We start from the raw sequence: 24,313 nt of genomic DNA, 5'->3' as shown, positions 1-24,313 counted from the left end.
TCAGAATACGTTGTTGAGCAGAACATATCGGTAACAGATAGGTGGTGCAACCGCATTCCCGGCGGTACGCTGGGCGGATGAGCACGACCACGACGACCGCCGCACCCACCGGCCCGGCCGAGCTCCCCGGCCGCCTCGAGGACCTCGGCTGGCACCTCGGCGTGCTCCTGCGTGCCTACCGCGCGACGGTCGAGCAGGCGCTCGACGACGTCCCCCACGGCACGCGGGGCTACCAGGTCCTCGTCACCGTCGCACAGGGCGACCACCCCACCCAGCTCGCGCTCGCCGAGCACCACGGCATCGACCGGACCGTCATGACGTACCTGGTCGACGACCTCGTCGCCGCAGGTCTCGTCGAGCGGCAGCAGAACCCCGCCGACCGCCGCGCCCGCCGCGTCGTCGCGACGCCCGAGGGCCGCCGTCGGCTCGCCGGGTGGGCCTCCGCCGTGCACGACGCCGAGGAGCACCTCCTCGACATGCTCTCCCCCGACGAGCGCAGCGCCTTCCGCACGCTCATGCGCCGCGTCGCGTGCGACCTGCGCGACGTCGACGCCACCACCGACCCCTGCACCGTCGCCGAGCACACCCTCGGCGGCACCACCCCGCCGAAGCAGACCCCCGCTCGACCGAGGTAGAACCCTGGTCGCGCGACCAGGGTTGCACCGCGCGCAACCACGGCTCGCGCGGGCGGGGTTCTACCTCGGGAGGGGGTCTGCCGCGGTGGGTGAGGCGTCGGCCTCGGTGAGGGCGGCGTCGGTGTCGTCGGAGTCGTGGCCGCGGAGGGGGTAGAACCAGAAGCACACGAACGCGAGCGCGGCGAGGACCACGGGGACGCCGCCGAGGAGGAGGCGCACGCCCGTCGCGACGCTGTCCGGCTGCACGACGTCGCCCGCGCCCTCGACGTACCCGCTGGCCGAGAGCACACCGGCGACGAGCACGGCCTGGACGATGACGGACCCGCGCACGACGAACCCGTTGGCGCCGAAGTACATGCCCTCGCGGCGCAGGCCGGTGCGGCGCTCGTCGTCGTCGATGACCTGCGCCAGCGCCACCTCGAGCACCTGCATGAGGCCCGCGACGCCGACGCCCACGGCGAGGCCGGCGAGCGCGGCGCCGAGGACGGTGGACGGGATCAGGTAGAGGCAGGTCGCGAGGCCGTACACGGCGACGACCCACAGCATGGCCGAGCGCGGGCCGATGCGCCGCACGACCCACGACCACCCGACGATCGACGGGATCGCGGCGACGAAGATCGGGGCGAGCAGCAGCGTCGCGTCGGCCTCGGCGCCGCCCAGCGTGTACCGCACGTAGAACGGGATCGCGGCGAGCACGATCGCGGTCGTGCTCTGGAGCAGGAGCGACCCGAGCACGTAGGTGACGAACGCCCGGTTGGCGAACGTGTACCGGAGCTGGTCCCCCAGCCCGACGGCGGCCTCGCGCTCGCGCACGGTCGCGACGTCGACCGGGCGCTCGACCATGCCGGCGAGGGACCACACGAAGAACGCGAGGCTCACGACCCCGAGCAGCAGCGCCATCCAGGTCCACCCGAGCGTGCCGTACAGCAGCGGCGCGCCGGCGGTGCCCAGGATCATCCCGACGAGGCCGAAGATCTGGCGCGGGGTGTTCCCGCGGGCGCGCTCCGCCGTCGTGCGGAAGATCTCGGGGAACAGCGCCGAGATGTTGAGCGCGACGACGACGTACGCGACGTCGAACAGGGCCACGACGACGAGGAACCACACGACGAGGCCGACGGGGCCGACGGCGGGCGGCATCCACACGAGCGCGAACGCGACGACGAGCGGCACGATCCCGAGCACGATCCAGGGGACGCGGCGGCCCCACCGCGTGCGACGCCGGTCGGAGGCGGCGCCGACGAGCGGGTTGAGCAGGGCGTTGAGGATGCCGTGCGCGACCATCGCGCCCGCGACCCAGCCCGCGCGCACGCCGAGGTGGTCGACGTAGAAGTAGACGACGAACGCGGAGAACGTCTGCATGAGCAGGTTCGAGGGGAACGCGGACGCTCCGTAGGCGATCGTCCCCGCGCGCGAGGGCGCACCGACGAGCCGGCGGTCCCGCGTCCGGGCGAGCAGCCCTCCGCCCGCCGTCGGCACGCTGCCCGACGGCGCCGGCTGCGGGGCGCTCACCGCTCGCCCCGCTGCACCGCGCGCAGGTGCCGCCAGCCGACGCGGACGATGCCCTCCTCGGCGATCACGGCCGCGACGGCCGGGTCCGCGAGGAGCCGGTGCTCGAAGCCGCGCTTCGCGACGCCGTAGTCGGCGACGTCGCCGAGCTCGTCGTCGTCCAGCATGGGGTGGAGGAAGATCTCGGTCACGCCGGACGGCACGCGGCGCAGCAGGTCGAGGAAGTCGGCGCGGACGTCCTCGTAGTCCTCCTCCTCGACCGTCCCGGCGCCATCGAGCTCGAACGGGTGGGTCCAGAGCCGGTCGACCAGGACGACGCCGAGGGCGTCCGCCGCGGCCGTCGCCTCGTCGAGCAGGGGCTGGAAGTCGCCCGGGGGCAGCACCATCCCGTCGGTCGTGCGGGGCAGGCGGAAGGGCAGCCGGTGCCGGGCGGCGAGCTCGAAGACCTGCGGCAGGAACGAGCGTCCCGTCTCGAGCCCGTAGACGGAGCCCATGTGGTTGTCGAGGTGCGAGACGTCGACCCCGGCCGCGAGCGCCGCGTCGAGCTGGGCCGTGAGCTCGGCGACGACGTCCTCGACGCGCGCCTGGCGCTCGACGGTCAGCACGTCGCGCGGGAAGTAGCCCGCGTCGTCGACCAGGGACGTGCCCGTGCCGGTGAGCGGGCGCCACCGGTACCGCGTCCACTCGCTGGTCAGCACGAGGTGCACGCCCACGTCGACGGGGTGCGCGGCCGCGAACGCGAGCGCGTCCGGCGCCCACCCGCACGGGACCATGACCGTCGCGGAGTCGACGTGCCCCGCGAGGAGGAGCTCGGAGACCGCGCGGTTGGCGGCGCGGCACATGCCGTAGTCGTCGGCGTTGAGGATGATCGCGCGCGCGTCGGCGGCGAGGCCCAGCCGGGAGACCAGGTCCGACGGCGGTGCTCCGCCGCCCGGTGCTGCCGCGGTCACGACGCCGCCTCCTCGCGCTCGTCGGCGATGTCGCCCTCGCCCGGCGCGGGGTGGGCGGCGGCGGAGCGGAACACCTCGTCGCGCAGCGCGTCGCTGGCCGAGCGGGCGGCCCCCACCACGACGGCGTCGCACGTGAGGTCCGACGAGACGACCCGGACGGGGAGGACGGCGATCTTCTCCGCGAGGAAACGCGTCACCCGGTCCGCGATCGGCGCGCGCGCCGCCTGGTTGGTGAGGACGAAGAGCTCCGGCTCCACCACGAGCGCCACCGACGCGGCGACGACCCCGATCCGCTCGGCGACCTCGTCGAGCACGTCGTTCGAGGCGCCGTCGCCGTGCTCGGCCCGGTCCACGACGTCCTTGACGGTCACGTCGTCGGGCAGGCCGTGCTCCTTCGCGAGCGACGCGAGGGACGACGCCCCCAGCGCCTCGGAGCCCAGCGCCCGGGCGGGGTGCGGCAGGAACGAGACCTCGCCGGCACCGCCCGCGAACCCGCGGTGGAGCTTCCCGTCGAGCACCAGCCCGGCCCCGAAGCCGTCGCCCAGCCCGAGCACGACGAACGAGCGCGCCCCGGCCGCGGCGCCGTCGCGCTGCTCGGCGAGCGCCGCGAGGTTGAGGTCGTTCTCGAGGGTCACCGGGCACCCGAGGGCGTCCTCGAGCGCGTCGACGAGCTCGGTCCCGCCCTTCTCGTAGCCGGGGACGCGGCGGATCGTCCGCAGGTCCGACCCGACGATCAGCGGGACGGCCGCGACCGCGCGCGTCACCTCGATCGTCGGCCCCTCCGCGAGCCGCGCCTGGGCGTCGCTCACGCACGCGCGGGCGAGCTCCGCGGCCGCACGGGCGCGCGCCGTCGTCGTCGGCTTGACGTCCCGGCGCTCCGCACGGGCCCGGATCGCGCCCGTGACGTCGACGAGCGCGACCCGCACCCGGTCGCGCGCGACGTCGATGCCCAGCCCGAACGCGTAGTCCGGGTCGACGCGGTACAGCGTCGCGGCGGGCCCCCGCCGGTCCCGGTCGAGCCCGGCCTCCGTGACCACGCCCGTGGCCTCGAGCGCCCGCAGCGTCTGCGCCACGGTCGTCTTGGACAGACCGGTCGCCGAGACGACGTCGGGCCGCGCGACCCGCGCGCCCGTGCCGAGCACGGCGAGCACGGCGCGTGCGTTGAGGGTGCGCAGGAGGGCGGGCGTACCGGCGGGAGTGGTGTCCATCTGGTCTCCGTCGAGCAGTGGGTGGGTCGATCAGACATGTCCGGGCCGTGCGGGTAGAGCGGGAAGTTCCCTACCCGCCCGGAGACTAACCAAGGTCCCGGGGGTTGTCGACGGCAACCGGTCTCCCCGTGGACGGCCTGTACCGTGGCGTGGTGATCCGCCGAGCCCTCGCCCGCGCCTACTGGGCGACCAGCCGGTGGTCCCTGCGCTCCGAGCCGTACGACACCCGCCGCCCGACGCTCCTCGTCGGCGCCCCGCACACGTCGAACTGGGACTTCGTCCTCATGCTCGCCATCGCCTGGAGCACGGGCATCCACGTGCGCTGGCTCGGCAAGCACACGCTGTTCGCCGGCCCGGCCGGCCCGCTCATGCGCGCGCTCGGCGGCATCCCCGTCGACCGGCGCGACCCGAGCCGGGTCGTGGCCGACGTCGTCGCGCGCCTCCACGCCGGCGAGGTGTTCTCGCTCGTCGTGACGCCCGAGGGCACGCGCGGCGCGGGGTCGTACTGGAAGTCGGGCTTCTACCGGATCGCGCGCGAGGCGCACCTGCCGGTGACCCTCGGGTACGTCGACCGCACCACCATGACGACCGGCCTCGGCCCGACCATCGAGCTCACGGGCGACGTGCGCGCCGACATGGACGTCGTGCGCGCGTTCTACGCCGACAAGTCCGGCCTCCGCCCGGCGCTGCGCACCGAGCCGCGGCTCCGCGAGGAGGACGCGGCCGCCTGACGCCCGCGCATCGGCCGGCCCGCCGCGCTCAGGGAACCCGGAGGATCCGCACCGGGTCCCGTCGAGCGGCGACGACCGCGGGAGGGACCGCGCCGACGACGCAGACGGCCAGGGCGAGCACCGCGACGCCGACCAGGAACGACGCTGACGGGAGCTCGCCCGCGAGCACGACCACCGTCGCCGCGCCTGCCGCCGCGCCGAAGGCCACTCCCAGGGACGCCGCGACCGCCGTCTGGACGAGCACGAGGACCACGATCGCGCTGCGCGTCGCGCCGAGCGCACGTCGTCGTCCGAAGTCCCGTCGCCGGGCCGAGACCGCACCGAACACCGTCGCGCACACGATCACGAGGCCGACGGCGAGGACCGTCGTCATGAGCCGTCGCGACGCCGCGCCGAGCTGACCGGCGACGACGTCCCGCAGCGCGATCGCACCCGTGGGTTCCTCGACCACGACGCCACCGGGCGACCGTGCGGGCAGCACGTCGGGGAGCAGCCGCGCCAGCGCGGGGACGGTCGCGACGTCGCGCGCCATCGCGTAGACGTAGCGCACCTCGTGACCCGCCGGGTCGGTGGCGACGAGCGCCGTCTCGCGCAGCGACGCGAGCGGACCCGCCGCGTCGACCACCCCGACGACCTCCCACGACCGCACGCCGTCGGTGAGGACGCCGACCCCGTCCACGAGCCCCAGCGCTCTCGCCGCGTCCACGCCGACGACAGCCTCGCCCTCCGCCGGCGCGCGCCCGGAGACCGTACCGACGTCGGCGGGAAGAGACCCGTACAGAGCCCGCAGCGGGACGACGTCACGCGCCGTGGCGTCCGCGTTGCGCACGTCCGTCGCCGAACCGGTCCCGAAGGCCCATGTGACGCCGTCGATCCGTGCCAGGGCCGCGACGCCGTCCGCGGCGACGCCGGCGTCGCCCTTGGCGTCCGCCGCCGTGACCAGTCGCGTACCGGTCGAGTCGATCGTCGCCATGACGGCGCGCTCCCCCGCCGCAGACTGCCCGGTCGTCGCGAGCACGACGAGGCAGACGACGGCGACGACGACCGCCGTCGTGAGGGTCGCGACCGGTTGCGCCAACGCGGACCGGACGCCGTCGCGGACGAGCGCCGTCGGACGTGGGCGGCCGGGCGCGCGGGACGTGCTCACGAGAGCACCAGCCGGTGGTCCGCCTCGGCCGCGAGCTCCTCGTCGTGCGTCGCGACCACCACGGTCGCGCCGTCGCGCGCGTGCTCGACGAGCGCCTCCCACACGACACGCGCCGACGCGTGGTCGAGGTTCCCGGTCGGCTCGTCGCCGAAGAGGACGCGCGGCGACGTGAGCAGCGCGCGGCACAGAGCGACGCGCTGCGCCTGGCCTCCGGAGATCTCGCCGGGTCGGTGGGTCGCCCGGTGTCCGACGCCGAACCTCGCCAGGAGCTCCTCGGCCCGCGACCGTGCGGCACGAGTCCCCATCCCGGCGAAGAGCGCCGACTCGCACACGTTGTCCAGGATCGAACGCGCCGGGTCGAGCATCGCGTCCTGGAACACGAAACCGACGTGGGCAGCGCGCAGTCGTGCCGCCTCCGCGTCTGCCAGGCCCGACGCCGGCTCGCCGTCCCACAGCACCTCGCCGCTCTCGGCACGCAGCATCAGGGCGAGCACGTACAGCAGCGTCGACTTGCCCGACCCGGACGGCCCCGTCACGGCAGTCACGGCACCGGGCGCGAAGGCGGTCGTCAGGTCGTCGATGACGGGCGGCGTGCCGTGGCGGTACGCGAACGTCAGACCGTCCGTCGCCAGGACGGTCACCCCGTGCCCGCCTCGAAGAGTCGGACGACGTCGCCGACCTCGACGCCCTCCACCACCGAACGGCCCGAACCGCTCGACACGATCGTCACCGCGGCCTCGCGCCCGTCGGCGGTGCCGTCCTCCACGACGACCTGCACGGAGCCGTCCGCCCGCGTGCGCAGCGCCGCGGCGGGCACCGTGGGCCCGGTCGCCTCCTCGACGACGACGATCTCTCCGTCGAGGACGACGGAAGCGACCACGTCAGCGGATGGCGCAGGTCCGCCGCCGGCGGTCCCGCCCTCGACGGCCCGCACGACGTCGAGCGCGGCGCAGTCCGACCCGCACACCGGGCCTCCGTCGGGCGCCGTGAGCAGCAGCCGCAGCGACCCGTCGCTCGTGCTCGTCGCGGACGAGATCGTGGCGTCCCAGGTCGACTCGCCGCTCCGCACGCGCGCAGGACCGCTCGTGGGGACGAGCGACGCCTGCTCGACGCTCAGCACCATCTCGAAGACCGGGTCCCCGGTGATCGTCGACACCAGGCGCTCGCCCGGCGCGAGCACCGCGCCGACGACCACACCCGGATCGAGCACGATCCTGGCCGGGAGGTCGGTGACGAAGTAGACGTCGCCCGTGCGCACGACACCGTCGACCGGGAACCCGGCATCCTTCTGCCACGCGCGCACCGCGCGCTCGGTCGCGGGCCCGAAGACGCCGTCGCCGCGACGCGCCGTCAGGTACCCGGCCTCGCGGAGGTACGCCTGGAGCTGGGCGACGTCCTGCCCCTCAGTATCCGCGCCGAGGTCGCGGAAGGCGGGCACACTGCCCGCGAGGACGACGACGGGGCGCAGCCCGACCGTGAGGAGCCGGTCCCCGGCCGCGACCGTCGCGCCCGGCTCCACGTCGACCGTCGTGACCGTGCCGGTACTCGCTCCGGCAGCGAGGTCCGCCGTCGGCCAGGTCACCGTGACGGGCACGCTCACTGAGTGCCCGACGGTCTCCTCCGCCACGGTGTAGGTGAGCGCCTCCACCGAGGCGGTCTCGACCGTGGGCGGGGCGAGCGTCGCTCGCCCCGCCCACGCTCCGGCGCCGAGCGCCACCAGCACCGCGAGGACCCAGCCCGTCGTGGTGCGCCACGACCGACGTGCCGCTCTCACGGAGCCGTCCTGCCGCGTCGGGCTCGACTCCTAGCGTCCCGCTCCGGTGCCGAGATCACGACCCGAGCCCCGCCGGTGGGTCGCTGAGATCAGGAGAGAAGACGATTCCGGACTCGACACAGATCCCCTTGAGCCGGAACCACTCCGACTCCTCGATCTCGGGATCCTGCTCGTAGAGGTCCATGTAGGGCGCCCAGACCTCCTCGCCGGCGTCGAACCCCTCGACCCACGACGCCTTCGACGGCGGATCCGGCAGGTCGTACCCCTGCGCCGCGAGGCACTCCCACGTCTCGACGGACTGGTCGTAGACCGTCCCCGTCGGATAGTCGACGAAGCCGGCGAGCGGCTCGGACTCCTCCCAGCACTCGTAGGCCGCGGCCTGGAGCCGCTCGACCTGCGCGGGCGGCACGCCGTCCGCCGAGTAGCTCGCGCTCCCGTCGACCTCGGCCTGCGCGTACGGCAGCCCACGTTCTCCCATGCACGCGGCGACGGCACGATCGAGCCGCTCGTGGGCCTGCAGGGTCTCGAGCATCCACCCCGGCTGCGCGTAGGACGCCGTGGGTGCCGGAGCAGGGAGCTCCGCGGTGCACGCCGTGGCACCCCCGAGGAGCGCGACGAGCACGACGGCACGTCGCACGCTGCGCGCTCGGCACCCGCGACCTGCGCCCTCCCGCGCGACTGCCCGACGGTCAGCGGACACTGCAGTCACCCGACCCCCGGGGCCACTCGTCGTCGTCGACGCCGCTCGACACGGACCAGCCCGTGAAGCGAACTCCCGCACGCACGATCCCGTAGACCCGAGTCTTCGACGATCCCGACGTGATGTCGATCCTGTCGTTGGCGTTCACCCAGACCCAGCCGAGTGCGTTCCCTCGCGTGACGACCTGACGGTCGGCAGGGCAGTCCGTGTAGTCCGCGATCAGCGCGGCGGAAGCCGTCCCGGCACCGCCGAGAACCAGTCCGGCACCCAGTGCGCCCGTGACAAGTCCTGTGAGAACTCTCTTCATCTCAGCCCCCTCACTGAAGACACGGCAGAGGCCAGACACCTGCGTCAACCCCCTGCCGACCAGCGCACACGCGCCGACCACCTGACGCTAGGGGGCACTGCTCGGATAATGCAAGCACCCCTTCCCAATGCGTGGCCGCTCGATGCCACCCGCTACGGGGTCCCCGCACACCTCGGGCCCCGCAGCCCCTCTCCCGTGTGCGTTCCTCGACCCGCCAGGTGCGTCCTGACCTGCGCCGTCGTACACCCCGGCGGCGTGCTTAGGGGCAATCACCTACCTCCCGTAATCCTCGCGGAACCGTTGCCCGGGGAAGCGGGCGTGCCTAGCGTCCGTCGGGTCAAGGCCGACGAACCGGGCTTCGCGCCGCCGTCGGCACCCCGACCAAGGAAGCGAGACCCTCATGAGACGACTCCGCGCGACCCTCGTCGCCGCCGTCGTGGGCGCGGCCGCGATCGTCGCCCCGGTCGTGGTCGCCCCGAGCGCCTCGGCGCACGGCTGGATCACCTCGCCCGCGAGCCGCCAGGAGCAGTGCGCCAGCAGCGGCACGCTCTCGTTCGACTGCGGCGAGATCAAGTACGAGCCGCAGAGCGTCGAGGCCGTCAAGGGCTCGATGCAGTGCTCCGGCGGCAGCCGGTTCGCCATCCTCGACGACAGCAGCAAGCCCTGGAAGCGGACGACCGTGGGCAGCACCGTGACGTTCCAGTGGGAGCTCGAGGTCGCGCACGCCACGAGCACGTGGGAGTACTTCGTCGACGGCGTGCTCTTCAAGACGTTCAACGACGGCGGCAAGCGCCCGGCGTACGACGTCTCGCACACGCTCACCGGCCTGCCGTCGGGCAACCACACGATCCTCGCGCGGTGGAACATCGCCGACACGAACAACGCGTTCTACAACTGCGTCGACGTGAACGTCAACGGCACCGGCGGCAACGACCCGGACCCCGAGCCGACCGACCCGGAGCCCACCGACCCCGGGCCCGGGGAGTGCACCGCCCCGGCGTGGGCCGCCAGCTCCGTCTACCTCGGCGGCGCCACGGTGTCGCACGACGGCCGCACCTACCAGGCCAAGTGGTGGACGACGGGCGAGAACCCCGCCCAGAGCGGCCAGTGGGGCGTCTGGAAGGACCTCGGCGCCTGCTGACCTGACACCTCTCACCGAGCGCTGCACACTCGCGGCCGGGAGACGCACCTCCGTGCGCATCTCCCGGCCGCGGGCGCATCCCTGACCGGCGGACGCACGACGTTCCCCGAGGTCCGCCGCCCGGACGCCGAGGACCGTCCCTGCGGAGACGGCCGGGCTACGTGGTCCCCACATGTTTTTCACCCGCCGAGAGGCTCGGGACGGGCTCTCCGCCCCCGCCGGCACGACCGCGCAGGCGCACGATCCCGGCGAACCGGGCCCGCCGGGTACGGGACTTCCCGTACCCGCTCCCGGTCGTGCGTAGTCGTTGAGCGCACGCGTCCGGGCTGCCTACGGTCCACCCGTCACGGCCGACGGTGCGGGCTCCGCACGGCGTCGGCCCTCCCCGACACAGGAAGCGAGTCCCCCATGAAGCGACTTCGCGCGGCGCTCCTCGCCGCCGTCGTGGGCGCGACCGCGATCATCGCCCCGATCGCGATCGCCCCCAGCGCCTCGGCGCACGGCTGGATCACCTCCCCCCCGAGCCGGCAGGACCAGTGCGCCACCGGCGCCACGTCCTTCGACTGCGGCGGGCTCAAGTACGAGCCGCAGTCCGTCGAGGCCGTCAAGGGCTCAATGAAGTGCTCCGGCGGCAGCGGCTACACGATCCTCGACGACGCGTCGAAGCCCTGGCCCCGCACGACCACCGGCCAGGAGGTGACCTTCCAGTGGAAGCTCACCGCGAACCACGCGACGAGCGTGTGGGAGTACTTCGTCGACGGCCAGCTCTTCGCGTCGTTCGACGGCGGCGGCGTGCAGCCCCCCAAGGACATCTCGCACACCCTCAAGGGCCTGCCCCTCGGCAACCACACGATCCTCGCGCGCTGGAGCGTCGCGGACACGGTGAACGCGTTCTACAACTGCGTCGACCTCACGGTCACGGCGGACGGCACGAACCCCGGCGGGGAGAACCCCGGCGGCGGCGAGGGCGAGAACCCGGGCGGCGGCGAGCCGGGCCAGTGCACCGACCCGGCGTGGTCCTCGACCGCGACGTACACCGGCGGGGCGAAGGTCTCGCACGACGGGAACATCTACGAGGCGAAGTGGTGGACGCTGAACAACGTCCCGGGCGCCGAGCAGTGGGGCCCGTGGAAGCTGGTCGGCGCCTGCTGACCCGCTGACCCCGCGACGGCGGGTGTCCTCGTCCCTCGGGGCGAGGGCACCCGCCGTCGTGCGTGCCGGGCGTGGACGGCGCGCCGGGTACGCGGAAGCACGTACGAGCTTTGCCCAATTGTCCGCACTCCGCACATTTCGTAGCGTCGACAGTGCCCGATCCGAGAGCGGCCCGCGACGAAGCGCGCCGCAGGACCCATGCACCACCGGATGGAGAGCGAGACAACTCATGCGAAGACTGAGAGCGGTACTCCTGGCGGCCGTCGTCGGCGCGGTCGCGATCATCGCCCCCGTGGCCATCGCCCCCAGCGCGAGCGCGCACGGCTGGATCACGTCCCCGCCGAGCCGGCAGGACCACTGCGCGAAGGGCACGACGTCCTTCGACTGCGGCGGCATCAAGTACGAGCCGCAGTCCGTCGAGGCGCCCAAGGGCTCGATGAAGTGTTCCGGCGGCAGCGGGTTCAGCATCCTCGACGACACGAGCAAGCCGTGGCCGCGCACGCAGACCGGCACGTCGGTGACCTTCCAGTGGAACCTCACCGCGGCGCACAACACGAGCACGTGGGAGTACTTCGTCGACGGCGTGCTCTTCAAGACGTTCAACCAGGGCGGCGCACAGCCCCCGAGCAACATCTCCCACACGCTGACCGGTCTGCCCGAGGGCAACCACACGATCCTCGCGCGCTGGAACGTGTCGAACACGGTGAACGCGTTCTACAACTGCGTCGACCTCAAGATCGGCGCGGGCGGCACGGACCCGGGCGACCCGGACCCCGAGCCCACTGACCCCGAGCCCGGCGAGTGCACCGCGCCCGCCTGGGCCGCCGGGTCGGTGTACGTCGGCGGCGCGAACGTCTCGCACGAGGGCCGCAACTACCAGGCCAAGTGGTGGACGACGGGCGAGAACCCCGCCCAGAGCGGCCAGTGGGGCGTCTGGAAGGACCTCGGCGCCTGCTGACCTGACACCTCTCACCGAGCGCTGCACCTGCGGCCGGGCGACGCACCTGCGCGTGCGTCGCCCGGCCGCACGCGTCTGCCGCTCGGTCCTGGGCCGCTCGGCGAACCGGCGTCAGCCGCGGCCGCGGAGGCGGTCGAGGTCGCGGCGCTCGCGCTTCGTCGGGCGGCCGGCGCCACGCTCGCGGACGGCGACGCGGACGGTCAGCTCCCGGGGCGGAGGGGGCGGGCTCTGGTCGATCACGGCCTGTGCGGCCAGAGGCGCGGAGACGCGCTTCACCAGCACCTTCTCCACGACGAGGATCCGCTCGGCCGGGCCGCCGCGCACGACGACGCGGTCGCCGACCTTGACGCTCGTCGCCGGCTTCGCGCGCTCTCCGTTGACCCGCACGTGCCCGGCCTTGACCGCCGCGGTCGCCTGCGAGCGGCTCTTGAACACCCGGACCGCCCAGAGCCAGCTGTCGACGCGCGCGCTCGTCGCCTCCGTCGTCGCCATCCCCCGAGCCTAACGACCGCGCGCACGGCTCCCGGCGTGCGAACCGCCCCGCCCCGTGCCACCGTGAAGTCAGGCATACGGGGCAGTTACGCCGTATGACCGTTTCGTCCCACAGAGAACGGAGACAGGGATGAGCTTCATCGGGTGGATCCTCATCGGCCTCATCATGGGCGCGATCGCACGCGCCATCCTGCCGGGCAAGGCAGCAGGGGGCTGGATCGTCACGCTGATCGTGGGTGTGCTGGGTGCCCTCCTCGGCGGGTGGATCGGCGGCGCGCTGTTCGGCGCGGACGCCAACGACGAGTTCTTCTCGCTCACCACGTGGTTCTGGGCCTTCGTCGGCTCGCTGCTCGTGCTGCTCATCTGGGGCGCGATCGCAGGACGTTCGGCGCGCAAGTAGGCGGCGCGCGACCGCCGCGACCGACGGCGTTCCCGGCCCGGGCTCCCTGGCGGAGCCCGGGCCGTCGTCGTCCCGGCCGTCGTCGCCCGGTCCCGCGGGCCGCCGCCAAAAGCGGTGGACACCCCGGACGCGCCGCGGTCACGCTGGACCGCATGAGCAGCGTCGCCCGCACCGCCCCCGAGGTGCCCCTCCCGCCGGGGTACACGCTCGTCGAGGCCCCGCACCCCGCGTCGCTCGACGACGCCGACGCGTGGGCCTACCACGCCGTCGCGGACGTCGGCCGGGAGCACGAGCTGGAGGTCCACGGGTACGACGACCTCGCGCTGCGACCGCGCGACGTGCTCTCCGGGATGGACCACCAGGAGTACGCGGCCAAGCGCCGCTTCGTCGTCGTGCGCTCCGCCGCCGCGCGCGCCCTGATCGCCGACGGCGTCCCGCCCGCGGTGCACGACGTCGTCGCGTACCTGTTCGTGCTCCAGCCCGCGACGAGCAACGCGCACCTGAGCGACGCGTTCGCCGTGGTCCGCCCGCAGGAGCGGGGTCGCGGCATCGGGACGCCGCTGCTCGCGCTCGCCGAGCGCCTCGCCGCGGACGCCGGGCGCACGGTGCTCCTCTCGAACACCTCGCACGGTACGGAGCCGCCGCCCGGCCCGGACGCGCTGGCCGCCACCACCGGCGCGGGCCGCGTCCCCGCCGACGCCCCCGGTCCTCGCTTCCTGCGCGCCCACGGGTACGTCCTGGAGCAGGTCGAGCGCCACTCGGTGCTCGACCTCCCGGCTGCCCCCGCGGGCCTCGACGCGCACCGCGCCGCCGCGCGGGAGTACGCCGGCCCGGACTACCGCGTGCACACCTGGACCGACGAGGTCCCCGAGGAGTGGCTCGACCAGGTGGCCGTGCTGTTCACCCGCATGAGCACCGACGCGCCGACGGGAGGCGTCGAGTTCGGCGAGGACCCGTGGGACGCGCGGCGCGTGCGCACGTGGGTGGGCGAGCAGGCCGAGAAGCGCAACGGGTTCCTCGTGAGCGCCGCGGAGCACGTGCCGACCGGCACGCTCGCCGCGTTCACCGTCTTCCTGTACCCGCGCGACCGGGACGACTTCGCGTTCCAGGAGGACACCCTCGTGCTCCGCGAGCACCGGGGGCGCCGCCTCGGGATGCTCGTCAAGGTGGCCAACCTCGACGCGCTCGCGCGCGAGCGCCCCGCGACCCGGCGCGTCCACACGTGGAACGCGCAGGAGAACGACCACATGCTCGCGATCAACGTCGCCCTCGGGTTCCGACCGGCGGGCGTGTGGGCCGCGTGGCAGCGCAGGACGACGTCGGAGGACGGCGACTGATCGCGCCCCGGGACGGACGGGCGCGACCCGCGTGACCCCGGAGGCCGCCGCGCCGTCGGCCGCTCAGCGGATGCCGTCGAGGAAGCGGATCACCCGCTCGGTGACGAGCGCGGCGGCCCCCGGCTCGTACGACGGCAGGCTCGGGTCGGTGAACAGGTGCCGGTCGCCGGGGTAGACGAACAGCTCGGCGTCCGGCGTGGAGTCCACGAGCTCGCGCGCGGCGTCGAGGTCCCCCTCGCCCGCGAACGACGGGTCGCCGTCCATGCCGTGCACCTGCACGGGCACGGCCTCGGGCCACGCCTCGCCGAACTCCGACACCGGCACGCACGCCTCCCACAGCACCGCGCCCTTCGCGCCCGCGCGCGTCTGCGCGAGCATCTGCGCCGGGAGCACGCCGAGCGAGATCCCGGCGTACACGACCGCGGGGTCGTATCCGTCCGCCACCGCCCGACCACGCTCCAGGACCGTGCCGAACCCGAGCTCCTGCACGTGCGCCATGCCCTCGTCGAGGGTCGCGAACGTGCGTCCCTCGAACAGGTCCGGCGTGTGCACGACGTTCCCCGCGCCGCGCAGCGTCTCCGCGATCGTCCGTACGCCCTCGGTCAGCCCCTGCACGTGGTGGAACAGCACGACCTCGGCCATGGTCCCCTCCTCCGGTGTCCGTCGTGGCCCGGCGGCACCGTCGCCGCGCGGTGCGCGCCGCCACGGCGCACGCCCACCATCGTCGCGCGGACCACCCACGTCCGCCCGGGCCCGGGGTCCAGGGACCGACGGCGGCCGTTCGTGAGGCCACCGGACCATGGACCGCGGGACGGTCGGGGTGGGCGAGGGCCGACGTCGGTCAGTAGTTTGGTGGTCATGACCTCGCAGCCCGTGCCGCCGCCGATCGACCCCACCACCACGCCGTCCTGGACCGCGCTCACCGTGCACCGCGACACCGTGGAGCCGGACCTGCGCACCTGGTTCGCGGTGGACCCGGACCGCGCGCGCCGTCTCACGCACCAGGCCGCCGACCTCACGGTCGACCTGTCGAAGAACCTCGTCACCGACGAGACGCTCGAGCTGCTCGTGCGCCTCGCCGAGGAGGTCCGCCTCGACGACCGCCTCGAGGCGATGTTCACGGGCGAGCACATCAACGTCACGGAGGACCGCGCCGTCCTGCACACGGCCCTGCGCCGGCCGACCCCGCTGGGCGGCGACGAGCACCTCGTCGTCGACGGGCAGGACGTCGACGCGGACGTGCACGGCGAGCTCGCCAAGGTCTACGCGTTCGCGGACAAGGTGCGCTCGGGCGAGTGGACGGGCGTCACGGGCGAGCGCGTGCGCACGGTCGTGAACATCGGGATCGGCGGCTCCGACCTCGGGCCGGTCATGGCGTACGAGGCGCTGCTGCCGTACAAGCACCAGGACATCGAGGTCCGGTTCGTCTCGAACATCGACCCGACGGACGTCGCGGAGAAGACGGCGGGCCTCGACCCGCGCACCACGCTGTTCATCGTCGCGTCGAAGACGTTCGGCACGCTCGAGACCCTGACCAACGCGCGCCTCGCGCGGGACTGGCTGTGGACGGAGCTCGCGGCGGTCGGCGCGATCGAGGACACGGACGAGTCCCGGCAGGCCGCCGTCGCGCAGCACTTCGTCGCGGTCTCGACCGCGCTCGACAAGGTCGCGGCGTTCGGCATCGACCCGGCGAACGCGTTCGGGTTCTGGGACTGGGTCGGCGGGCGCTACTCGGTCGACTCCGCGATCGGCACGTCGCTCGCGATCGCGATCGGGCCGGACCGGTTCGCCGAGCTGCTCGCGGGCTTCCACGCGATCGACGAGCACGTGCGCCGCACGCCGTTCGAGCGCAACGTCCCCGTCCTCATGGGGCTGCTCAACGTCTGGTACGTCAACTTCCTCGACGCGCACACGCACGCCGTGCTCCCGTACGCGCAGTACCTGCACCGCTTCCCGGCCTACCTCCAGCAGCTCACCATGGAGTCGAACGGCAAGCGCGTGCGGTGGGACGGCTCCCCGGTCACGACGGAGACGGGCGAGATCTTCTGGGGCGAGCCGGGCACCAACGGCCAGCACGCGTTCTACCAGCTCATCCACCAGGGCACCCGCCTCATCCCGGCCGACTTCATCGCCGTCGCGAACCCGGCGCACCCGCTCACGGACGAGGTCGGTGACGGCGGCGCGGTCCAGCCCGGCGCGGACGTGCACGGCCTGTTCCTCGCGAACTTCTTCGCCCAGACCAAGGCGCTCGCGTTCGGCAAGACCGCCGACGAGGTCCGCGCCGAGGGGACGGCGGAGGCGCTCGTGTCCGCGCGGACCTTCCCGGGCAACCGCCCGACGACGTCGATCCTCGCGCCGGCCCTCACGCCGTCGGTCCTCGGCCAGCTCATCGCGCTCTACGAGCACATCACGTTCGTGCAGGGCGTCGTGTGGGGCATCGACAGCTTCGACCAGTGGGGCGTCGAGCTCGGCAAGAAGCTCGCGCTCGAGATCGCGCCGGCCGTCGCGGGCGACGAGGACGCCCTCGCCGCCCAGGACCCGTCGACGGCGGCCCTCATCGACCGCTACCTCGACCTGCGCAACTGACCCACCCTCCCGCGCCGAGCACGACCTTGGTGTCGTCATCCGTCGGATGACGACAGCAAGGTCGTGCTCGCGGGCGCGCAGCGTCGTGGTCGGGCGGGCTCAGGCTTCCTGGCAGGTCCCCGGCGCCGCGGCCGACGTCGCGTCCGGGCAGAGCAGGTGCACCCACTCCTGGTCGAACCGGACGTCGCCGCACGGGTCGAGCGGCTCCCGGTCGACGAACGCCGCCGGGGCGACCGCGTCGCCGTCACCCCGGGCTCCCGACGGCGTGGGTACGTCGTCGGCCGGCGGCTGCGAGCCCGTCGTCGCGCACGCACCCACGACGAGGAGCCCCGCCAGCACCTGGACCAGGATCGCGACGCGCGTTGTCCGGCTCATACCCGGGACGTGTGGTGACACCCCGCGACCTTGCATCTCGTCCCCGTTCCCGGTGGTCGACGGCGGTCGTCACGACGGAGGCGACGCGCGTCGAGCCCGGGGCCGGGGATCAGCCCGCGTCCCCGGACGGCACCTTGTCCGCGACGTCGTCGTAGGTGACCTCGGCCGGAGGCTCGGCAGGTGCGTAGACCAGGCGCACGACGCCCGTCGGGAAGGTCTCGGAGCGCAGGAGCGTGAGCGGGTAGTAGGGCTCGCCCTCGTCGAAGAGCCGCTCGCCCGAGCGGGCCGCGACGGGGTGGACGAGGAGCCGCAGCTCGTCGAGCAGCCCGGCGGCGAGGAGCTGGCGCACCACCGAGATCGACCCCGCGACGAGCACCTTGCCCAGTCCGGGCTCCTCCTTGAGCGCACGGACGGCGTCGACGAGGTCGCCGTCGATCCGCTCGACGTGCCGCCACCCGAGGTCCTGGTCGCCGCGCGTCGCGACGATCTTGCGCATGTCCCCGAGCCGCGCGGCGAACGACGCGTCCTCGCCCCCGGCGGTCTCCCGCTCGGGCCACGCACCGGCGAAGCTGTCGTAGGTGACCCGCCCGAGGAGCAGCGCGTCGACGTCCTGGTAGTCCTCGTCGACGGCGGCGGCCATGTTGTCGTCGAAGTACGGGAAGTGCCACGCCGGGTCGATCTCGGCGACACCGTCGAGCGAGAGGAACAGGGTGGAGACGAGCGTCGCGGTCATGGGGTGGCCTTCCGGTCGAGGACGAGACGACGGGGCAGACCCTCGCGCCCGCGCGAACTCATCGTCCCGCCGAGCACGACCTCACGCGCGGTCGAGCACGATGTTCCTGTCGTCATCCGACGGATATCGACAGCAACATCGTGCTCGGCTGCCCCCGGGGGGCTGGGGCCGGTGGCGGAGGGTCAGCGGCGCAGGGCCAGCGTGAGGGTCAGGCCGACCGCGAGGTGCTCGACGGCGAGGAGCGCCACCGCGGCAGGCGTCACCGCGCCGAGCGGGCCGAGCAGCGAGACGAGCAGCACGACGGCGCACGTCGCGAGCCACGCGCGCTCGCCGCGACGAGGGCGACGGGACGCCAGCCGGCCGAGCAGGGCGCGCACGCCCCACGCGGCGTACCCGACGACGAGCGCCGTGACGACCGCGGCGACGACGCCGACGGTCTGGGTGCCGGTCGCGGTGCGCACCTCCGGGTCGACGCCGAGAGCCGTCCCGACGAGCAGGACGACGGCGGCGACCGCCGCGGCGACGAGCGGGACGGACCAGCGGGGGACGCGGCGTCGGACCTCCCCGGGGACCTGCCGCCCGACGGTCGCGGTGGACGAGCCGGGATGGCGGGGGACGTCCGAGGTGCGGTACGTGGTGGTCGGCGTCGTGGACATGGCACTCCTCCTTCGTCACGCGACGGTGCCGCGTGCTCTCACGGCCGAGGCCGCCGCCGGCGGGGTGCCGACGTCGTCCACCCTCGCGGCGGCGGGGCTCCCGCCGCACCGACCGGACGTCGGTGCGCGACCCGACCGGCGTCCACCCCTGCCCCTCCTGCCGGACCCCGACCCCCGACCTTGGTCGGTGGTCGACCGTGACGGCGCCCCCTAGCGTCCGGAGCATGACCACTCGCACCGACTGCCCTCCGTACCCCGGACGCCCCGTCCTCGCGACGGCCGCCGCACGCCGCGACGGGAACCGCCCGCTCGTCCCGTGGTGGACGTTCGCCCTCGCGTGGCTCGCCGTCGCGGCGCTCACGGTGCTCGCGACGGCCGGGATCGTCGGCCAGGACGACCCGGGCGCGCAGCCCGCGATCGACGTCGCCGTCGCGGCGCTGGCCCTCGCCGTCCTCCCGCTCCTGTGGTCGCGGTCCCCGCGCAACGCGCCGGTGCTCGGCGCCCTGATGCTCGCGTCGCTCGCGGCGTACTCCGGTGCGGCGACCCCCGCCTCGACGGTCGCGACCCTGCAGGTCGCGCGCTGGTACCCGGCGCGCACGGCGGTCCCGGTCGCGGTCGCGGGCTTCCTCGGCCACGCCGTGCAGGCGCTGTGGCGCCCGGAGGCGCTGCCGCTCGGCTGGTGGCTCCTGTGCGACCTCGCGGTGCACGCCGCCCTGCTCGGCTGGGGGCTGTACTGGCAGGCGCGGGCCCAGCTCATGTGGTCCCTGCGCGACCGCGCGCGGCGCGCCGAGGCCGAGCAGGAGCACCGCGTCGCGGAGGCGCGGGTCGCGGAGCGCACGCGGATCGCCCGCGAGATGCACGACACCCTCGCCCACCGCCTCTCGCTCCTCGCCGCGACGGCGGGGGCGCTCGAGTACCGCCCCGACGCCGACCCGGCGCAGCTCGCCCGCGCCGCGGGCCTGGTCCGGGCCGGGGTGAGCTCCGCGCTCGGCGACCTGCGCGACGTCGTACGGGTGCTCCGCGCCGACCCCGACGAGGTCGACGGAGGCGCCCCCGCGCCGCAGCCCACGCTCGACGACGTCGACCGCCTCGTCGCCGAGGCGCGCGCGGCGGGCGGCGACGTCGCCTACGAACGGTCGGGCTCGGCGGACGTGCCGCGGACCGTCGAGGTCGCGGCCTACCGCGTCGCGCAGGAGGGGCTGACGAACGCCCGCCGGCACGCGCCGGGCAGCCCGGTCGTGCTGCGGGTCACGGCCCGGGCGGGCGAGGTGCGCGTCACGGTGTCCGACGGCGGTCCGCGCCTCGTCGCGGTCGGTGGCGTCGGTGGAGCGCGGGACGCGGCGGGAGAGGGCACCGGCACCGGGCTCGTCGGGCTGCGCGAGCGGGTCGACCTGCTCGGCGGGACGCTCGACGCCGGAGCGCGGGACGACGGGTTCGTCCTCGATGTCCGGCTACCGTGGGACGCGTGAGCGATCAGGGTGGACGCGGAGGCGGGGCGCGCGCGGACGGACGGGCACCGGGCGACGCGCCACGCACCCGGCTGGTGATCGTCGACGACGACGCGCTCGTCCGCGCCGGGCTGCGGCTCATGCTCGACGGCGCGCACGGGATCGAGGTCGTCGGCGAGGCCGCCGACGGGGCCGAGGTCACGTCGGTGCTCGACGCCCACCCGACCGACGTCGTGCTCATGGACCTGCGGATGCCGCGGGTCGACGGGATCGAGGCCACGCGGCGGGTGCGTTCGAGGGCCGGCGCGCCCGCCGTCGTCGTGCTCACGACGTTCGACAGCGACGAGGAGGTGGTCGGCGCCCTGCACGCCGGGGCGTCCGGCTACCTGCTCAAGGACATGCCGCCGGAGCGGATCGTGGCGGCGGTGCGCGCGGCGGCCGCGGGCGAGCCGGTCCTGTCGCCGGAGATCGCGCGGCGGCTCATGACGTCGGTCGCCGACGCGGGCGGCGAGCGGGACCGTGCCCGCGCGGCGCTCGACGCGCTCACCGGACGCGAGCGCGACGTCGCGGTCGAGCTGGGCCGCGGCGCGGCGAACGCCGAGATCGCGGCGACCCTGTTCCTCAGCGTCCCGACGGTGAAGGCGCACGTGTCGAACGTGCTGCTCAAGCTCGGCCTGGAGAACCGGACGCAGGTCGCGCTGCTCGTCCACGCCGCCGACCTGACCTGACGACAGACCTCCCCGCCTCCGTGTCCGACCACGTCCTGGCCCGCCGTCGAGCACGACATGGAGGTCGTTCTGGCTCCGATAACGACCCTCATGTCGTGTTCGGCCAGAGGGGTGAGGTCAGTCGCCGGGCCACTCCCCCGTCCAGCGCTCGAACGCGCGCGCGCCACCGCGGTCGATGAGTGCCTTGACCGCCGCGAAGATGGCGCCCTGGATCAGCGCCGCGACGAGGATCTCGCGCAGCCGGTACTCGGACTCGAGCGGCTTGGGCGCGTCCGTCCGGTGGCCCGGGGTCACGCGCTTGTAGACCTGCTTGAACACCTGCCCCGCGACGAGCCCGCCCACGATCGAGCTGGCGAGCCCCACGGGGCGGTAGAGGATCTTCGCGGCCTTGCCGCCGGTCTTCTCCGGGGGATGCGTCCCCGCCGTCACGTCGTCGCTCATCCCTCGACGCTAGGTCGGCTGCGGCTCTCTCGCCCGTCGCACGACCGCGAGCGCCGTCCGCGTGGGGTCAGCCCGGGACGACGGCGCAGCCCGCCGGGTCGGGCGCGACGTGCACGCGGGCACCGGGTTCGTGCCCTGCGTCGGCACGGGCACCCGCGAGCGCCACGAGGCGGGCCGGTGCGCCGGGGTCGGCGCCGGGGAGGACGACGTCGACCGTGACCTCGACCGCTCCTCGCCGGAACACGCTGCCGACGACCGTCGCGGCCCACGTGTCGTCGGACGGCGCCGGGACCTCCGCGGGCACGAGCCGCAGCCCGCGCGGCCCGATCGCGAGCACGCTCACGTCGCCGCAGGGGACGAACGCCTGGTAGCCGAGGAACTCCGCGACGCGGCGCGAGGCGGGGGCTCGCCACAGGTCCTCGGGCGGCGCGACCTGGAGGAGCCGGCCCGCGTCCATGACGGCGACGCGGTCGGCGACGGTGAACGCCTCGTCGTGGTCGTGGGTGACGAAGACGGCCGTCGTGCCGGTGGCGCGCAGCGCCTCGCGCAGGTCGAGCGCGAGGCGCTCGCGCAGCCCGCGGTCGAGCGCGGAGAGCGGCTCGTCGAGCAGGAGGAGCCGCGGACGCGGCGCGAGGGACCGCGCGAGCGCGACCCGCTGGCGCTCGCCCCCGCTGAGGGTCGCGACGGCGCGCCGCTCGTACCCGGCCAGCCCGACGACGTCGAGCAGCTCGGCCACGCGCGCGTCGCGCGCGGCGCGCGGCAGACCCCCGATCCCGTAGGCGACGTTGCCCGCGACGTCGCGGTGCGGGAAGAGCTGGCCCTCCTGGAACATGAGCCCGAACCCGCGCCGGTGCACGGGGACTCCCGTGAGGTCGCGGCCGTCCCACGCCACGGAGCCCGCGGCGACCGGCTCGAGCCCCGCGACGGCGCGCAGCAGGCTCGACTTGCCGCACCCGCTCGGCCCGAGCAGGGCGAGCACCTCGCCGGGCGCGACGTCGAGCGTGACGCCCGCGACCGCCGTCGTGCCGGGGTCCGTGCCCGCTCCCCCGGCGCCGCGCCCGCCGTACCGCACGACGACGTCGCGCACCGCGAGCCCGGCGGCCACCCCGGTGCCGGGGCCGGCGCGCGACGGCTCCGGCGTGCCCGCGCGCGCGGGGGCGGGGTCGGTCTGCACCATCAGAACTCTCCTCCGGGTCGGTCGCCGCGCAACCGCTCGGCGAGCAGCATGACGGTCGCGGTGAGCAGCGCGAGCACGACGCTCGCCGCGAGCGCCATGCCGTAGTTCTCGGCGCCCGGGCGCCCGATGAGCCGGAAGATGACGACCGGCAGGGTCGCGCTGTCCGGGCGGGCGAGGAACGACGTCGCGCCGAACTCCCCGAGCGAGACGGCGAACGCGAACCCGACGGCGAGGCCGAGGGAGCGGGCGGCGATCGGGCCGTCGACCGTGCGGAACACGCGGCCGGGCGCGGCGCCGAGGGTCGCGGCGGCCTCGCGCAGGCGCGGGTCGATGGCGCGCAGCGTCGGCAGGACCGTGCGCACGACGAGCGGGATCGCGACCACCGCCTGTGCGATCGGCACGAGCAGCCCCGACGTGCGCAGGTCGACGTCGAGGCCCAGCGGCCGGTCGAGCGTGAGGAGGAACCCGAAGCCGACCGTCACGGCGGAGACCCCGAGCGGGAGCATGAACACCGAGTCGAGCACCGAGATCGCGCGCCGCCCGCCGCGCGATCTCGCGCGCCGGGACACGACGAGCGCCACGAGACCCCCGATCACGACGGCGACCACGGTCGCGAGCGCGGCGGTGCGCAGCGAGTTGCCCGCCGCCTCCCACACGGTGACGGAGAGCGCGTTGCGCCCGCCCGTCGTACCGAGGTTCGCGTAGTTGTCGAGGCCCCAGCCGCCGCCCGGGACGCGGAACGAGCGCACGACGAGCGTGCCGAGCGGCAGCCCGACGAGCACCACGACCACGGCCGCGGTGAGCGCCGCGGGCGCGAGGTCGCGGCCGTCGCGCCACAGGCGCAGCGGGTGCGCGGACGACGCCGACGACGACAGGTTGAGGGCGCGCTCGCGCCGGGCCCGCGTGCGGTTCGCCACCGTGAGCGCCGCCGCGACGACCACGAGCTGCACGACCGACAGCACCGCCGCGGTGCGCAGGTCGAGGAACTGCGTGGTCTGGATCCAGATCTCCGTCTCGATCGTCCCGTAGCGGATGCCGCCGAGCACGAGCACGACGCCGAACGCCGTCGCGCAGAAGAGGAAGACGATCGACGCGGCGCTCGCGATCGCGGGCGTCAGCGCCGGGAGCGTCACGGTGCGGAACGCGCGCCACGGCGTCGCGCCGAGGGCGCGCGCCGCCTGCTCGGCGCGTGGGTCGAGGTGCTCCCAGAGCCCGCCGACCGTGCGCACCACCACGGAGTAGTTGAAGAACACGAGCGCGACGACGATCGCCGCGAACGTCTCGTCGAGCCGCAGGAACCCGAGCGGGCCGCCCTGCACGAGCAGCGACCGGAACGCGACGCCGACGACGACGGTCGGGAGCACGAACGGCACCGTGACGAGCGCGCGCACGACCCGCCGCCCGGGGAACCGGCACCGGTACAGCACGTACGCGCCGGGCACGCCGAGCAGCACCGAGAACGTCGTCCCGAGCACCGCCTGCCAGAGCGTGAGCCCGAGGATCCGCCACGTGCGCGGCTGCGAGAACACTTCCGCGAACCCCGAGAGGTCGAGGCCGCCGTCGTCCCCGACGAACCCGCGCGCCACGAGCGTGACGACCGGCCACGCGAAGAACACCCCGAGGAACGCGAGCGGCACCGCCGCCGCCAGACCCCACAGCACCGCGCGTCCGACGCCGCCGCGCCAGACCGCCCGACCCCTCACCACGGCTCTACCTCGCGCGACCACGGCT

Annotated in this window: 25 protein-coding genes; 10 read left to right on the top strand and 15 right to left on the bottom strand. The window is 74.5% G+C overall.

Annotated features, from left to right (window positions below):
• The first annotated feature begins 77 nt into the window (after nt 1-77).
• Nucleotides 78-635, top strand: a complete 558-nt coding sequence (locus ABRQ22_RS01180) for a MarR family winged helix-turn-helix transcriptional regulator (RefSeq protein WP_353708292.1) — start codon at nt 78-80, stop codon at nt 633-635.
• Between the two features lie 60 nt (nt 636-695).
• On the opposite strand, the gene ABRQ22_RS01175 is transcribed toward ABRQ22_RS01180, so the two are convergent.
• From ABRQ22_RS01175 to ABRQ22_RS01165, 3 genes are read right to left on the bottom strand one after another with little or no spacing between them, the layout of a single operon-like run.
• Entirely contained in the window at nt 696-2,144 is a 1,449-nt protein-coding gene (locus ABRQ22_RS01175; protein WP_353708291.1) for an MFS transporter, read from the bottom strand.
• Entirely contained in the window at nt 2,141-3,091 is a 951-nt protein-coding gene (locus ABRQ22_RS01170; RefSeq protein ID WP_353708290.1) for a polysaccharide deacetylase family protein, read from the bottom strand. The genes ABRQ22_RS01175 and ABRQ22_RS01170 overlap by 4 nt, the downstream gene beginning before the upstream one ends.
• Nucleotides 3,088-4,299 carry an ROK family transcriptional regulator gene (locus ABRQ22_RS01165; protein ID WP_353708289.1) on the bottom strand — a complete coding sequence of 404 codons (1,212 nt, stop codon included), beginning with the start codon at nt 4,297-4,299 and terminating at the stop codon, nt 3,088-3,090. The genes ABRQ22_RS01170 and ABRQ22_RS01165 overlap by 4 nt, the downstream gene beginning before the upstream one ends.
• A 149-nt stretch (nt 4,300-4,448) precedes the next feature.
• Between ABRQ22_RS01165 and ABRQ22_RS01160 the strand changes: the two genes are divergently transcribed.
• Nucleotides 4,449-5,030: a 1-acyl-sn-glycerol-3-phosphate acyltransferase gene (locus tag ABRQ22_RS01160; protein ID WP_353708288.1), complete on the top strand. Its 582-nt coding sequence runs from the start codon at nt 4,449-4,451 to the stop codon at nt 5,028-5,030.
• A gap of 28 nt (nt 5,031-5,058) precedes the next feature.
• On the opposite strand, the gene ABRQ22_RS01155 is transcribed toward ABRQ22_RS01160, so the two are convergent.
• The 4 genes from ABRQ22_RS01155 to ABRQ22_RS01140 are packed head-to-tail and all read right to left on the bottom strand — an operon-like array spanning nt 5,059 to nt 8,588.
• On the bottom strand, nt 5,059-6,177 hold the full coding sequence (locus ABRQ22_RS01155; protein WP_353708287.1) for an FtsX-like permease family protein: 1,119 nt from the start codon (nt 6,175-6,177) through the stop codon (nt 5,059-5,061).
• Nucleotides 6,174-6,818 (bottom strand): ABC transporter ATP-binding protein, encoded by a 645-nt coding sequence (locus tag ABRQ22_RS01150; protein ID WP_253054160.1) that lies wholly within the window; start codon nt 6,816-6,818, stop codon nt 6,174-6,176. The genes ABRQ22_RS01155 and ABRQ22_RS01150 overlap by 4 nt, the downstream gene beginning before the upstream one ends.
• A complete protein-coding gene (locus ABRQ22_RS01145; protein ID WP_353708286.1) occupies nt 6,815-7,951 on the bottom strand; it encodes a peptidoglycan-binding protein in 1,137 nt (378 codons plus the stop codon). The genes ABRQ22_RS01150 and ABRQ22_RS01145 overlap by 4 nt, the downstream gene beginning before the upstream one ends.
• A gap of 55 nt (nt 7,952-8,006) precedes the next feature.
• The gene (locus ABRQ22_RS01140) at nt 8,007-8,588 is read right to left on the bottom strand and encodes a hypothetical protein (RefSeq protein WP_253054164.1); all 582 of its coding nucleotides are present in this window, start codon (nt 8,586-8,588) and stop codon (nt 8,007-8,009) included.
• Between the two features lie 770 nt (nt 8,589-9,358).
• Here ABRQ22_RS01140 and ABRQ22_RS01135 point away from each other — a divergent pair.
• The 3 genes from ABRQ22_RS01135 (at nt 9,359) to ABRQ22_RS01125 (ending at nt 12,209) form a co-directional block, all read left to right on the top strand.
• The gene (locus ABRQ22_RS01135) at nt 9,359-10,099 is read left to right on the top strand and encodes a lytic polysaccharide monooxygenase (RefSeq protein ID WP_353708285.1); all 741 of its coding nucleotides are present in this window, start codon (nt 9,359-9,361) and stop codon (nt 10,097-10,099) included.
• Between the two features lie 408 nt (nt 10,100-10,507).
• On the top strand, nt 10,508-11,251 hold the full coding sequence (locus ABRQ22_RS01130) for a lytic polysaccharide monooxygenase (protein ID WP_353708284.1): 744 nt from the start codon (nt 10,508-10,510) through the stop codon (nt 11,249-11,251).
• Nucleotides 11,252-11,543: 292 nt separating this feature from the next.
• On the top strand, nt 11,544-12,209 hold the full coding sequence (locus ABRQ22_RS01125; RefSeq protein WP_353708283.1) for a lytic polysaccharide monooxygenase: 666 nt from the start codon (nt 11,544-11,546) through the stop codon (nt 12,207-12,209).
• A gap of 111 nt (nt 12,210-12,320) precedes the next feature.
• Here ABRQ22_RS01125 and ABRQ22_RS01120 read toward each other — a convergent pair whose 3' ends face one another.
• Nucleotides 12,321-12,701, bottom strand: coding sequence for an RNA-binding S4 domain-containing protein (locus ABRQ22_RS01120; RefSeq protein ID WP_353708282.1), 381 nt, complete (start codon nt 12,699-12,701; stop codon nt 12,321-12,323).
• A gap of 130 nt (nt 12,702-12,831) precedes the next feature.
• Here ABRQ22_RS01120 and ABRQ22_RS01115 point away from each other — a divergent pair, with 130 nt between their 5' ends.
• Both ABRQ22_RS01115 and ABRQ22_RS01110 read left to right on the top strand, forming a co-directional pair.
• The gene (locus tag ABRQ22_RS01115; protein ID WP_253054172.1) at nt 12,832-13,101 is read left to right on the top strand and encodes a GlsB/YeaQ/YmgE family stress response membrane protein; all 270 of its coding nucleotides are present in this window, start codon (nt 12,832-12,834) and stop codon (nt 13,099-13,101) included.
• A gap of 152 nt (nt 13,102-13,253) precedes the next feature.
• A complete protein-coding gene (locus tag ABRQ22_RS01110) occupies nt 13,254-14,438 on the top strand; it encodes a GNAT family N-acetyltransferase (protein WP_353708281.1) in 1,185 nt (394 codons plus the stop codon).
• 63 nt (nt 14,439-14,501) lie between these two features.
• On the opposite strand, the gene ABRQ22_RS01105 is transcribed toward ABRQ22_RS01110, so the two are convergent.
• On the bottom strand, nt 14,502-15,239 hold the full coding sequence (locus ABRQ22_RS01105) for a dienelactone hydrolase family protein (RefSeq protein ID WP_353708280.1): 738 nt from the start codon (nt 15,237-15,239) through the stop codon (nt 14,502-14,504).
• A gap of 57 nt (nt 15,240-15,296) precedes the next feature.
• On the opposite strand from ABRQ22_RS01105, the gene pgi reads away from it, so the two are divergent.
• Entirely contained in the window at nt 15,297-17,024 is a 1,728-nt protein-coding gene (pgi, locus tag ABRQ22_RS01100; RefSeq protein WP_353708279.1) for a glucose-6-phosphate isomerase, read from the top strand.
• Between the two features lie 99 nt (nt 17,025-17,123).
• On the opposite strand, the gene ABRQ22_RS01095 is transcribed toward pgi, so the two are convergent.
• The 3 genes from ABRQ22_RS01095 to ABRQ22_RS01085 form a co-directional block, all read right to left on the bottom strand.
• Nucleotides 17,124-17,399: a hypothetical protein gene (locus tag ABRQ22_RS01095; protein ID WP_353708278.1), complete on the bottom strand. Its 276-nt coding sequence runs from the start codon at nt 17,397-17,399 to the stop codon at nt 17,124-17,126.
• A gap of 109 nt (nt 17,400-17,508) precedes the next feature.
• On the bottom strand, nt 17,509-18,132 hold the full coding sequence (locus ABRQ22_RS01090) for a dihydrofolate reductase family protein (protein ID WP_353708277.1): 624 nt from the start codon (nt 18,130-18,132) through the stop codon (nt 17,509-17,511).
• Between the two features lie 182 nt (nt 18,133-18,314).
• The gene (locus ABRQ22_RS01085) at nt 18,315-18,788 is read right to left on the bottom strand and encodes a DUF6069 family protein (RefSeq protein ID WP_353708276.1); all 474 of its coding nucleotides are present in this window, start codon (nt 18,786-18,788) and stop codon (nt 18,315-18,317) included.
• 224 nt (nt 18,789-19,012) lie between these two features.
• Between ABRQ22_RS01085 and ABRQ22_RS01080 the strand changes: the two genes are divergently transcribed.
• Both ABRQ22_RS01080 and ABRQ22_RS01075 read left to right on the top strand, forming a co-directional pair.
• Complete coding sequence (locus tag ABRQ22_RS01080) at nt 19,013-20,257, top strand: sensor histidine kinase (RefSeq protein WP_253054186.1); 1,245 nt, start codon at nt 19,013-19,015, stop codon at nt 20,255-20,257.
• A 74-nt stretch (nt 20,258-20,331) separates the two neighbouring features.
• Complete coding sequence (locus ABRQ22_RS01075) at nt 20,332-20,964, top strand: response regulator transcription factor (protein ID WP_308202343.1); 633 nt, start codon at nt 20,332-20,334, stop codon at nt 20,962-20,964.
• Between the two features lie 117 nt (nt 20,965-21,081).
• Here ABRQ22_RS01075 and ABRQ22_RS01070 read toward each other — a convergent pair whose 3' ends face one another.
• The 3 genes from ABRQ22_RS01070 to ABRQ22_RS01060 all read right to left on the bottom strand — a co-directional run bounded on the left by ABRQ22_RS01070 (nt 21,082) and on the right by ABRQ22_RS01060 (nt 24,288).
• Nucleotides 21,082-21,405, bottom strand: coding sequence for a DUF4235 domain-containing protein (locus tag ABRQ22_RS01070; protein WP_155100015.1), 324 nt, complete (start codon nt 21,403-21,405; stop codon nt 21,082-21,084).
• Between the two features lie 67 nt (nt 21,406-21,472).
• Nucleotides 21,473-22,510 carry an ABC transporter ATP-binding protein gene (locus tag ABRQ22_RS01065; RefSeq protein WP_353709476.1) on the bottom strand — a complete coding sequence of 346 codons (1,038 nt, stop codon included), beginning with the start codon at nt 22,508-22,510 and terminating at the stop codon, nt 21,473-21,475.
• Between the two features lie 71 nt (nt 22,511-22,581).
• Nucleotides 22,582-24,288, bottom strand: coding sequence for an iron ABC transporter permease (locus ABRQ22_RS01060; RefSeq protein WP_353708275.1), 1,707 nt, complete (start codon nt 24,286-24,288; stop codon nt 22,582-22,584).
• Nucleotides 24,289-24,313 lie beyond the last annotated feature (25 nt).

This window comes from Cellulosimicrobium sp. ES-005 (assembly GCF_040448685.1).
GTDB lineage: Bacteria > Actinomycetota > Actinomycetes > Actinomycetales > Cellulomonadaceae > Cellulosimicrobium > Cellulosimicrobium cellulans_G.
The sequence above is the reverse complement of the archived record's forward strand: the minus strand, read 5'-3'. Positions and strand labels throughout refer to the sequence as shown.